Origin of the sequence: Crenothrix polyspora (assembly GCF_900163755.1) — a bacterium.
In the GTDB taxonomy this organism is placed as follows: Bacteria; Pseudomonadota; Gammaproteobacteria; order Methylococcales; family Methylomonadaceae; genus Crenothrix; species Crenothrix polyspora.
Map to the genome: position 1 here is coordinate 1 of NZ_FUKI01000138.1, position 9,975 is coordinate 9,975.

The 9,975-nt window shown below is 41.5% G+C and carries 13 protein-coding genes; 2 read left to right on the forward strand and 11 right to left on the reverse strand.

Annotated elements, in window-relative coordinates; all coding sequences use genetic code 11:
• Nucleotides 1-35: 35 nt before the first annotated feature.
• From CRENPOLYSF2_RS13810 to CRENPOLYSF2_RS13835, 6 genes are all read right to left on the reverse strand, one after another.
• Complete coding sequence (locus CRENPOLYSF2_RS13810; protein ID WP_217884119.1) at nucleotides 36-443, reverse strand: hypothetical protein; 408 nt, start codon at nucleotides 441-443, stop codon at nucleotides 36-38.
• Complete coding sequence (locus tag CRENPOLYSF2_RS13815) at nucleotides 443-718, reverse strand: helix-turn-helix domain-containing protein (protein WP_087144534.1); 276 nt, start codon at nucleotides 716-718, stop codon at nucleotides 443-445. The genes CRENPOLYSF2_RS13810 and CRENPOLYSF2_RS13815 overlap by 1 nt, the downstream gene beginning before the upstream one ends.
• A complete protein-coding gene (locus CRENPOLYSF2_RS13820) occupies nucleotides 715-1,044 on the reverse strand; it encodes a type II toxin-antitoxin system RelE/ParE family toxin (RefSeq protein ID WP_087144535.1) in 330 nt (109 codons plus the stop codon). Before CRENPOLYSF2_RS13820 ends, CRENPOLYSF2_RS13815 begins: the two co-directional genes overlap by 4 nt.
• 7 nt (nucleotides 1,045-1,051) lie before the next feature.
• On the reverse strand, nucleotides 1,052-1,396 hold the full coding sequence (locus tag CRENPOLYSF2_RS13825) for a ribbon-helix-helix domain-containing protein (protein WP_087144536.1): 345 nt from the start codon (nucleotides 1,394-1,396) through the stop codon (nucleotides 1,052-1,054).
• 70 nt (nucleotides 1,397-1,466) lie between these two features.
• Nucleotides 1,467-1,877, reverse strand: a complete 411-nt coding sequence (locus CRENPOLYSF2_RS13830) for a PIN domain-containing protein (RefSeq protein ID WP_087144537.1) — start codon at nucleotides 1,875-1,877, stop codon at nucleotides 1,467-1,469.
• The gene (locus CRENPOLYSF2_RS13835; RefSeq protein WP_087144538.1) at nucleotides 1,874-2,092 is read right to left on the reverse strand and encodes a hypothetical protein; all 219 of its coding nucleotides are present in this window, start codon (nucleotides 2,090-2,092) and stop codon (nucleotides 1,874-1,876) included. The genes CRENPOLYSF2_RS13830 and CRENPOLYSF2_RS13835 overlap by 4 nt, the downstream gene beginning before the upstream one ends.
• A 294-nt stretch (nucleotides 2,093-2,386) precedes the next feature.
• Here CRENPOLYSF2_RS13835 and CRENPOLYSF2_RS13840 point away from each other — a divergent pair, with 294 nt between their 5' ends.
• A complete protein-coding gene (locus tag CRENPOLYSF2_RS13840; protein ID WP_245808002.1) occupies nucleotides 2,387-3,379 on the forward strand; it encodes an IS110 family RNA-guided transposase in 993 nt (330 codons plus the stop codon).
• Here CRENPOLYSF2_RS13840 and CRENPOLYSF2_RS18620 read toward each other — a convergent pair.
• From CRENPOLYSF2_RS18620 to CRENPOLYSF2_RS13860, 5 genes are all read right to left on the reverse strand, one after another.
• The gene (locus tag CRENPOLYSF2_RS18620) at nucleotides 3,330-3,548 is read right to left on the reverse strand and encodes a hypothetical protein (protein ID WP_140396872.1); all 219 of its coding nucleotides are present in this window, start codon (nucleotides 3,546-3,548) and stop codon (nucleotides 3,330-3,332) included. The genes CRENPOLYSF2_RS13840 and CRENPOLYSF2_RS18620 overlap by 50 nt on opposite strands.
• A 5-nt stretch (nucleotides 3,549-3,553) precedes the next feature.
• Nucleotides 3,554-4,420, reverse strand: coding sequence for an Rpn family recombination-promoting nuclease/putative transposase (locus CRENPOLYSF2_RS13845; RefSeq protein ID WP_087144540.1), 867 nt, complete (start codon nucleotides 4,418-4,420; stop codon nucleotides 3,554-3,556).
• A 13-nt stretch (nucleotides 4,421-4,433) separates the two neighbouring features.
• Nucleotides 4,434-6,026 (reverse strand): type I restriction-modification system subunit M, encoded by a 1,593-nt coding sequence (locus CRENPOLYSF2_RS13850; RefSeq protein ID WP_087144541.1) that lies wholly within the window; start codon nucleotides 6,024-6,026, stop codon nucleotides 4,434-4,436.
• A 160-nt stretch (nucleotides 6,027-6,186) separates the two neighbouring features.
• Nucleotides 6,187-6,666 (reverse strand): type I restriction-modification enzyme R subunit C-terminal domain-containing protein, encoded by a 480-nt coding sequence (locus tag CRENPOLYSF2_RS13855; RefSeq protein ID WP_087144542.1) that lies wholly within the window; start codon nucleotides 6,664-6,666, stop codon nucleotides 6,187-6,189.
• Nucleotides 6,666-8,453 carry a hypothetical protein gene (locus CRENPOLYSF2_RS13860; RefSeq protein ID WP_087144543.1) on the reverse strand — a complete coding sequence of 596 codons (1,788 nt, stop codon included), beginning with the start codon at nucleotides 8,451-8,453 and terminating at the stop codon, nucleotides 6,666-6,668. Before CRENPOLYSF2_RS13860 ends, CRENPOLYSF2_RS13855 begins: the two co-directional genes overlap by 1 nt.
• 231 nt (nucleotides 8,454-8,684) lie before the next feature.
• On the opposite strand from CRENPOLYSF2_RS13860, the gene CRENPOLYSF2_RS13865 reads away from it, so the two are divergent.
• Nucleotides 8,685-9,743: a hypothetical protein gene (locus tag CRENPOLYSF2_RS13865; RefSeq protein WP_087144544.1), complete on the forward strand. Its 1,059-nt coding sequence runs from the start codon at nucleotides 8,685-8,687 to the stop codon at nucleotides 9,741-9,743.
• Nucleotides 9,744-9,975: the final 232 nt, after the last annotated feature.

Genomic DNA, 9,975 nt, shown 5'->3' on the forward strand with positions numbered 1-9,975 from the left:
TTCAATTTATTGATTTAAAACAATGTTGCCAATCGCTATAATTTTTTGTCATGTACAGAGAAACGAGAGGTTTCTTTTTCCACATCTTCTAATTCAAGCACCCAAGTTTGTTCATCAACGTCTGTTGATTCTGCTTTATCGCAAGTTCCATAATTCGTAACATCGCCTAATCGCGCCCATTCCCAATTTTCAGGCAAATCAAACGGCTTTTCCCCCTCGCTAATTTTCGCCAACGGCTTAGGCGGTTTAATTTTCCCTTCGCTCACTAATTGCGCTTTTTCTGCGGCAATCTTTGTTAATAACTCGCTGGCAGGTTCGTCATTCGGGTCTTGCGGTACTAATAAACCGCGCACCGCTAATTCTAAAATCAACTCGCGCAACTTTTTAATGCCATTGGGGGCGGTTGTCCATATTGCTAAATTATTGGTAATTAAATGGTTCATTAGGCGGCAATACTCAAAGTAATATGTCGTCCCGTTTTCTCTAACATATTTACTAAACTATCAATGGTAAAAAGGTCAATTCGTCCTGCCATTAAATTCGTTAAACAAGGCTCATCGATACCTAATAAAGTGGCTGACTGTGTTTGCGTCATGCCGTTTTGTTCAAGCACATCAATCAGCGCGGATAATAACTGCGAACGTAATTGTAAGTTGGCGCGTGCTATCGGGTCGGGTTCTAGCGCGTCCCAGATAGTGTCAAAAACGTGTTCTGTCATGGCTTCAACTCCTTCATTAATTCTTGATAAGCTTTTTGTCCCGCTGCAATGTCAGTTGCAGACGTTTTTTGGGTTTTCTTTGGGAAAGCGTGCAGAAGATAAATAGCCTCTGCAAACTTAGCGACATATAAAATCCGATACTGCCCCTCAGAAACCGCTAACCGAATTTCATACACACCTTGCCCTATGGTATTCATGGGTTTGTAATTACGCGGTAGCTTGCCTTCTTGCAAACGGTGTATTTCAAAACCTGCCAATTGCTTGGCATCTGGCGGAAAATTACGCAAGGCGGTGAGTGAGTTACCACGAAAAATGGCTTTTTTCATTTATGTTTTATGGATGGTTTTGTGCCGATTGCTGCAATAAGCTGTCATCAAAGTTTTCGGGTACGTTAAACGCGCCTTTTAATGTCCCTAATATGACATTATTGTGTTTTTCAATAGGGACAAGGGCATCGGCATTGCTCGCAGCTAACGATTGATTGATTTGTAAACTTTGTTTAGCCACTAAATTAGAAGCGTATTTGATTTGCTGCTGTAGTTTTTTTCTTTGGAGCATATCGGCATAGTAACGGAGCGATTCAGCAATAATTTCATTGGTGGGCTTATTGTTTTCTTTGGCAATGTCGTTCAATAACTGGCTGACCGTATCATCGGTGGTAAAGGTGATGGTTTGCATGTTACTCTCCTTAATTATTTGATAGTAAAGTTATGTTGGGTTAGCCAACTTACGTCTACGCCTAGAAAAATCAATTTGTTTCAAAGAAGGCATCGAAGCCTTTGTTTTTAAGACCAGCGCGTAATTTATTATCACCCGTCCATAATAAACCGTTCAGTTCTAGGGTCAGTGCTACAAATAACATATCTTTTGGATCAACGTCTTTTACAATTTCCCAAGCCTTTTTTAAGGTATTCACTGAAATGCTATTTTCATCATAAAAGTCGATGTGTCTTATCAATTGGTACAAAATTTCTAGGATTTCATCTTGAGAATGTTTACTGATGCTACAAATTTTTTCTTTATGTTTGAAAAGTTCGACAAAACCAAATTTCGGCATTACCAGTAATTGATTAGGCTCTAATAAAAAACTGGCAATTTTTGAATTTTTATTGACCAATGCCGAAAAAACAATATTGGTATCAACAATAATGGCTGTCATTGAATTTTTCCCAAAAAGTCGTCTTTATGCGCCTGCCACCAGTTTTCTTTTAATTCATCATCCAGTTTCATGACATCATCAGCACACAGTTGGCTAGTTGATAACAACTCTCTTATACGCAATGTTTCAATGAGCTTTATGACTTCTGGAGAACTTAGATATTCTTTAGAAAATTTTAAATTTACGGTGTCGTCTGTTGTTTGGTAATTAAGCATGATGTTTCCTATTTGAGTTAATTGGTCAGTGTGTTGTTGGGTTACGGCTATCGCCTAACCCAACCTTATATCTTGATTCTGTCTTCTTTTGAAGTCAGAATCCCCGACTGATCATCGGGAGGGTAGCGGGGAAGTCGCACCCGACCTTAGGCTTAAAAGCCTGCCACGTAGATTGAACTCCCCGCTATCCGCACTCGCTATAAAAGTTCGAACGGTATACTTAGGACTCCATTGACTGGATGATCCTGTATTTATAAGGCTGAGCACAGCGAGCGCACTTTGTGATTAAAACAATTGTTATTCAAATACTTATCAAATACTAAAATCATGTCAAACGTTATCATTGGTGTCGATATTGCTAAATTGAAGTTCGATGTAGCTCGTTTGTATGAAAGTAAATACAAGCATGCTAAATTCACGAACGATGCTCAAGGTTATGCCAACTTTATCATTTGGTTAGCTAGCTTTGGCGACATTAATGTTCGCATTTGCATGGAAGCTACAGGAGCTTACAGCATACCGCTTGCCAAATTTATGGCAGATCGCGGGTATTTTGTTAGTGTCATTAATCCTGCTCAAATTCACGCTTTCGGTAAAAGCGAGTTGATCCGCGCAAAAACTGACAAAGCAGATGCCAAGCTCATCGCCCGCTATGGACTGCAAGCAGAGTTAAAAGCTTGGGTTCCTTTACCCATTAATATTCGTGACTTACAGGCTATGACCCGCCGTATTGAGCATTTGCTTGAAATGCAACAGATGGAACAAAACCGGCTGGATACCGCCGATCCAGCTATCATCCCATCAATTAATGCGGTTCTATTGACCCTGGATACCGAGCTAAAAGCCACCCGTAAAGCCATTCATGACCACATAGATAACGACCCAGATCTCAAGAATCGCAGCGACTTGCTTGATTCTATCCCTGGTATCGGCCCTGCAGCCATCGCCCATCTCCTCGTTGCCTTGAGCTTACACCATGGGTATGCCAGTGCCAAGCAAGCGGTAGCTCACGCAGGCCTTGCGCCAAAAATCAGCGAGTCAGGCACCTGGACAGGCAAAACTCGCATTGCCAAAAATGGTGATTCAAGATTGCGTAAAGCTTTATACATGCCAGCATTGGTAGCCTGGCAGCATAATCCTGTCATCCGTATTTTCTGTGAGCGCCTTAAAGCCAATGGCAAAAATGGTAAGGCAATTGCCTGTGCCGCCATGCGTAAGTTAATTCATCTTGCTTTTGCTATATTAAAATCGGGTGAGAAATTCGATCCAAATTTTTTACTTGCATAATGTGCTTCAAGACGGTATCTACGACAAAGCCGAATTTAATATAGTCAGTCGAGTCTTGCGGCACTAACAAGCCTGGCACCGCTAATTTTAAAATCAACTCGCGCAATTTTTTTATGTCATTGGGCGCGGTTGTCCATATTGCTAAATTATTGGTAATTAACTGGTTCATACGCCTCACAATTGGGTAATTTGTTCTATAGATAAACCCGTGGCACTCGCAATAGTAGCGTTATCAATCCCTGCTTGTTTTAAATTTTTAGCCGCCATTAACATACCTTTTTCCATACCTTCTTCAATCCCTTCCAGTTTTCCCAATACATAAGTGGATTCATATAAACTGGCTTCATGATGTAACTGTGTTTGATGATATTCATAATCAAGCCGTTCTTCATCATTCATTTTTAATACGTCTAAAACTGCTTTCGCCTGTTTTAAGCCCTTGGCGGTAAAGCTGTCTTCAACCTGCTCATTTTTAAGAAAGTATATCCATTCATCCAAAGTATCTTTGGCTATATTATTAAAATTTCGTATTTCAATTAAATAATATTCTGGATATATATCAGCAATTTTTTCTGAGGAATACAGGCGTTTTTGTTCTTCACTTAATTGCAATTCGCTGTGATTATGTAAGCCGATAAAATTCGTTGTGCCGTGATAGATATAATCATCACCCTTGCCAAAATCAAAATATAGAATATTGATGGAAATAACTTTACTGACATTCGCATAAGACGCGCCTATGACTAAATGTTCAGTAATGGCTTTGGCACTGGCAAATAATATGCGTTGTAAATAATCCATTTCACGCGAATACTGGATTTCAATGATAATAATTTTTTGATTAGCATCAATGACTTTTATATCGACTCGATTATATTTATCTTTTTCCCGATTTTGATTGCTTTCACTTTCCAATACCTCAAGAATCGTTATATCGGTGAACAATAATTCACTTAAAAAGCCTTCGAGAATGCCAAAATTCGCTTTGCTACGCAGGATTTTTTTAATTGCCCAATCAAAGCTGATAAGTTTTCTTGCCATTGGTTTTTCCCTTTTAATTTGTAGACAACGCGGCATTTAATATGGTTTTGAGTTGTTGGCGCAAGGCTTCAATCTCTTGTTGTTGTTCGGTGTAGTGGCTTAATAGACTCTCAGGGTCGTGGTTGTCTTGTTCTATTTTGTGCGGATTTTTGCAATCTAAGTTGAAGATGGCATTGTATATAGCATCGCCCGCTTGCTGTTGTTCTTTTGCCTGATTTAATAAAGCGAGTTTTTCAGTGGGTGTGATGCCATTGTGTGCGGCTTGTTGTTTGAGGGTGTCGGCGTGTTGCCAATGCGGTTTGGCTTTGGCTTCTGCGTTGGTTTTTAGCTCGGTAAAGTTCACGCACCATGCTTGTTCCGTTTCTTGGCGATTATCCCACCAGTCTATTTCCGGCTGAAATTCAGCAAAGCGCATCGGCTTAGTTTTATTGTAATTTTTCACGCCGTCAGGATATGGATGTTCATAAAACCAGATAGTTTCAGTCGGTGTACCTTTGGTAAAAAATAATAGGTTGGTTTTGATGCCAGTATACGGGCTGAACACGCCATTGGGTAAGCGCACGATGGTGTGCAAGTTACATTCGGTAAGCAGTTTTTCTTTAAGGCGGGTTTTCATACCTTCGCCAAATAAAAAGCCATCGGGTAAAACGACAGCGGCGCGGCCACCGTCTTTTAGTAAACGGATGATTAACACCATGAATAAATCAGCGGTTTCACGGGTTTGAAATTCTTTAGGGAAGTTGCTTTCAATACCGTTTTCTTCCATACCACCAAAGGGCGGATTGGTGATAATCACATCCACTCGCTCTTCAGGTGTCCACGCAATTAAGGCTTTGGCAAGAGTGTTGTCGTGTCTTATCTGCACAGGAATTTCTATGCCATGTAAAAACATATTGGTGGTGGCGAGCAAATGCGGCAATGGTTTTTTCTCTATGCCGTAGATGCTGTTTTGTAGCACTTGCTCTGCGTCGGTGGTTTTGGCGTAATGCTGGCGTTTATGGTCAATAGTGCAGGTTAAAAAACCGCCTGTACCACACGCAGGATCAAGGACTTTTTCGTTTAGTTTGGGATCAACACGATTAACGATAAATTCAGTGACGGCGCGGGGTGTGTAAAATTCACCCGCATTACCTGCACTTTGTAAGCCTTTTAAAATCTGTTCGTACATGTCGCCAAAGAGGTGGCGCTCTTTGGTTTTGTTGAAGTCGATACCGGCTTGAATTTTATTGATGACTTCGCGGATGAGTTGCCCTGATTTCATGTAGTTATAGGCATCTTCAAACAGGCCGCCGATAACATATTTCGCACCGCCATCAGCTTGGGTTTTTAGGTCTTTTAAAGCGGGAAATAATTCATTGTCGATGAAGTTTTTTAATTTGTCGCCTGTTAGCTCTTCGTCATCTTTTGCCCAGTTACGCCAACGTAACTTTTCTGGAATCGGAGATTGATAATCATCTTTCAGCATTTCCCATTCTGTTTCCTTGTCATCAAAGACTTTTAAAAACAGCATCCACACTAACTGTCCTATGCGCTGGGCATCGCCATCAACGCCTGTGTCTTTGCGCATGATGTCTTGAATGGATTTTACGGTGTTGCTTATGCTCATGATTTTTTGTTATTTTGGGGTTAGTGGTGGAGTACAAACCCAGGTTTGTACTCCTAGGTTAAGGAACGCGCACGAAATAACTTGAGCAAGTTCATGCTTCGACAGGCTCAGCACGAACGGTGGTGGCGTTTAAGTTGTTCAAGTTATTTCATGCACGTTCCTAAGCGGATTTTCGCGGCATATAAAGTTCATCTTCTAACGCTTTGACGGCTTTTACATAATTGGCTTTGCCACCAAATGCGGTGAGTAATTCTACCGCTGTTCCCATGTTTGAAAAGGGGGCTTGGGTAATGACTTCGGTTTTTTCAATTTCTTCTATGCCAACATCGGCGTATTTATCTAACAAGGCTTCTAAGACTTGTTTAGCTGCGCCTTGATATTTGCTGAAATAATCGCGCTTTTTGACATTGTCGGCGCGTTCTTTGCGAGATAGCGGTGGTTGGTCAAACACGATATGACAAATCAAATCAAACGGGTCGAGTTCATAGCCTAGTTTTTGGCTAACCGTTTGTTGTAGTTCTTGCCAAAATACGCCCTGTTGGGTGAGTTCTTGAATAATGGCCTGTTTTTTATCGGCTTCTGCCCAGCGACGTAAAAAATCATTAAGCGTTGTGTATTGTTTGTTAACACAGTTACAGATTAAATCTTTACCCGAATAACTTCAATGCTGCCAGGCGGCATGGTGAAGTTAATGTTACCATTTTTGATGGCCAAATTTCCGGTCGAGACATTGAATACATCAGTACCGTTATCAATCAGCAGCTTGGTGGTCGATAACAATTCATAAGTAACCTTGGATGGCTTGGCACTGGCAATTGATAACGTGCCCACACCACTGCGCGCTGGATCTTTATTGATAAGCAATATACCAAGGTAATTAGCACCTTGCTCAGCATACTTCACAGAAAATGCTTCCACGATAGGAATGGTACGTGCTGGCGAAAGGCCGATATTCTCGGTTGTTTTAGTTTCGCGCTGGATAGCTGTAACAGCCACCTGCGTTGCGCCCGGACGCAATAAGGTAGACCACAGTTGCAGCACCTGATAAATTGGCCGAACTTTAGGTTGCCAATTCGTATTTTCGCTGGAGTAAATTTCGCCAAAGCAGTTAGTATTATCCGTTGGACAATTACCGCTCAACGACCAATGATTAGCCATTAATATATCGTTGCGCAAGCTGAATTCACGGATTAAATCTGCCACATAAAGCCCCCCGGCGGGTGTTGCAGTCCATTTGCTGACATCCGTTTGTTGGTAGCCCAAATAACTATTTGTGGCGCATTCACCCGATGTTTTAGCAGTAACATCCCCCACATAAAGGTCAAATACTGGCCCATATTCCGTTATGGCATACTTAGGTGTGCCTCTAAATTTAGGGCGATACGAATTATTGACCAGTTTGGTTACTGTATTCAGGTTATCAATCACCGATTTCGGTGAAGCCATTGCACCCCAATAGTAAGTTTCCGGACACTTTTGATTACTTGGATTAATTGGATAGACGGTGATGTCACCCGCCCACACTGAAGGCATGTAGGCATTGTGCAAGCTGATGGCATCAATGGAGGCATTTGGCATTCCCGATAGCACAGTATTCATGTAGTAAAAACCATCGGCAACACCCTTATTATTTTGCCACCAAGGTACACAAGTCGCCTTGTTATTACTAATACAAGTTGCCAAAGGTAACAACACTTGGGCTTTTGGATTAACTTTGATGATTGCTTTGGCGGCCAATCCTGCTCGTTCGGCAAGCGTTCCAGGCCGCATACCGTGTTCTTTGGAAACTTCATTAACATAAGACCCGCCATGATAAGGCTCATTGCCCAATTCCCAATAACTGACATCATTGAGTTTACCTTGCCCTGGAATGCTAGAAGTCCATCCTGCCGCTATCTTATTTTTGATGGCGAGCGCCCAATCTCGTGCATCATTCGCAGGTAAGGAAGTTGAACCAGCAGCATAAGTGAAACCCTCAACCCAACCTTGATACATATTCAGGATAATCAGACTTTTTGCACCAATAGCCTTGGAAAACTCCAAAAACTCCTGAGTACCAAAATACACGTACTCTGACGTACTATCCCCACCCGGTGTTGGGCTATAGCCTCTGGTTTCAGGCATCGATTTCTTCCACTCAAACCAGTCAGAGGCCATGTAACGCAACACGGTAGGTTTTCGTGCTGCCGCAGATGCAATAATTTCCGGGCGCTGCTTGCCTTCACCCGTCAAAACACTATCACCATAGCCCCACCACTCCAGGTTGCTGCCTAACAGATCGGGATTAACAGCACCAAGACTCTGGTTGGCTGTAACACGAAACGAAAACGTATGGCTGGTTTGTGCAGCCGACACCGGCAGTGCAACACCAACCACTGACACTCCTAGCATTGCTGCCATCCACAACACGTAACGATCATGTTTCATACGGTTTCTCCCTAATTAAGGTAATTACACCGGCATAAATAAAAACAATGTAAAAACAGAATACGACTATTTTGTCTTTACGCTTTCCAAAAAGTAAAATATAACTTAAATTATGTAATAAAAATTATCACATCCGAAAAAGAATACAATAGCTTTCAGAAAATATTTATACAACAGAGGTAAGGAAGCGCTGTTGCCTCCAGGTTTATTCCAGAAAATGAGGAGATATGTATGAAACGAAGGACTTTTTTGTTGTACTCTGCCGCTTCCGTGGCTTATAGCGGAGTTTCGATAGCTGCACCAATCATCAGCGCAGCAGTAACCAATATAGATGCTGTCAATGAAATCAAAAAACTTAGAATTAAATCTGGTGTTTTTGCAGGGGGCTATCAAATTGCACCCTTGGGTAAACTGAACTGGTATTTTACAAATCTGGGTTTAGTCTCAATTGTGCCGTATTTGTCAACGAATGATCTCGATCTTTACATACGCAGTTATTTGGATTTGTATTTAAATCGTTTAGAAGCAAATGCGTCGATTAAAGATGTGGTGTTCAAAAACGGTAACCCACTCAGTGGCTATGATCTACTGTTATCTGATTCTGATGATTCATACGCAGTCACTTTTCTTTCCTTAGTTACCATGTATATCAAGGCAAGTTCAAACTGGACGTGGTGGAATAAAAACAAAATCAAGCTCAAAAAAGTCGCTTATTATAATTTGGCTGTACCCATAAAATTCAATGGCTTATCGAGCGTATTTCAATCGCCCCGCAACAAAAACAATAATACCGGTTATTTGATGGATAACTGTGAAGTGTATCGAGGACTGCGTGACTTCGCTAACATGCTACGCAATACCGGTGATCGGGAAGCTGATTATTATGATACGTTTGCAAACGGCATTGTCACTGGAATCACCACCTATTTATTTGATATTGCAAATGGCGGTTTCATACCAAACGATACCGTATCGGTAGCGGAAACCTCTTTTTATGCCGGTACTACCTGCCAAGTTTTTCCACAGGCATTCGGATTAGTCGAATTATCTTCATATTTCGGTACGGCATGGAATTATCTGAACACCCAAACACCCACTTGGCAAAATGGTAGCTACGATCCATATCCTTGGTCTATTCTTGGATTTGTGGCGGCGCAACGTGGCTTTATCAGCCAAGCAAAAACTCAAATGCAAACTATCAATAATCTCTTTGTCAGCAATCGTGGACTTGTTACTATCAATGAACTGGGTTTTTACCAAAAGACTAAAAGTATACTTGCATCAGCATAGGTGTATCTTGTTTTGCTTTTAGGAGTGTGTCGGGCTTACAGTTATCCAGCACTATTGAGTTAGAATAAGCTTAGATTCTTACCACCAAACAAGAAGAACCCTATTAGCAAGCACAAATCGACATTGACCGAAGCGAACCTATCATCCTTCCCCCGAATTGCGAGGGATGGCTAGTACTCAGTCACTCTTTAAATGTCGAATAACAGCCCCCATAAACAAGTTTCACGTAAGG

Excerpts from the sequence above, each read along its gene's own strand:
- CRENPOLYSF2_RS13810 (WP_217884119.1), bottom strand. The coding sequence starts at position 443 with ATGAACCATTTAATTACCAATAATTTAGCAATATGGACAACCGCCCCC.
- CRENPOLYSF2_RS13815 (WP_087144534.1), bottom strand. The coding sequence starts at position 718 with ATGACAGAACACGTTTTTGACACTATCTGGGACGCGCTAGAACCCGAC.
- CRENPOLYSF2_RS13820 (WP_087144535.1), bottom strand. The coding sequence starts at position 1,044 with ATGAAAAAAGCCATTTTTCGTGGTAACTCACTCACCGCCTTGCGTAAT.
- CRENPOLYSF2_RS13825 (WP_087144536.1), bottom strand. The coding sequence starts at position 1,396 with ATGCAAACCATCACCTTTACCACCGATGATACGGTCAGCCAGTTATTG.
- CRENPOLYSF2_RS13830 (WP_087144537.1), bottom strand. The coding sequence starts at position 1,877 with ATGACAGCCATTATTGTTGATACCAATATTGTTTTTTCGGCATTGGTC.
- CRENPOLYSF2_RS13835 (WP_087144538.1), bottom strand. The coding sequence starts at position 2,092 with ATGCTTAATTACCAAACAACAGACGACACCGTAAATTTAAAATTTTCT.
- CRENPOLYSF2_RS18620 (WP_140396872.1), bottom strand. The coding sequence starts at position 3,548 with ATGAACCAGTTAATTACCAATAATTTAGCAATATGGACAACCGCGCCC.
- CRENPOLYSF2_RS13845 (WP_087144540.1), bottom strand. The coding sequence starts at position 4,420 with ATGGCAAGAAAACTTATCAGCTTTGATTGGGCAATTAAAAAAATCCTG.
- CRENPOLYSF2_RS13850 (WP_087144541.1), bottom strand. The coding sequence starts at position 6,026 with ATGAGCATAAGCAACACCGTAAAATCCATTCAAGACATCATGCGCAAA.
- CRENPOLYSF2_RS13860 (WP_087144543.1), bottom strand. The coding sequence starts at position 8,453 with ATGAAACATGATCGTTACGTGTTGTGGATGGCAGCAATGCTAGGAGTG.
- CRENPOLYSF2_RS13865 (WP_087144544.1), top strand. The coding sequence starts at position 8,685 with ATGAAACGAAGGACTTTTTTGTTGTACTCTGCCGCTTCCGTGGCTTAT.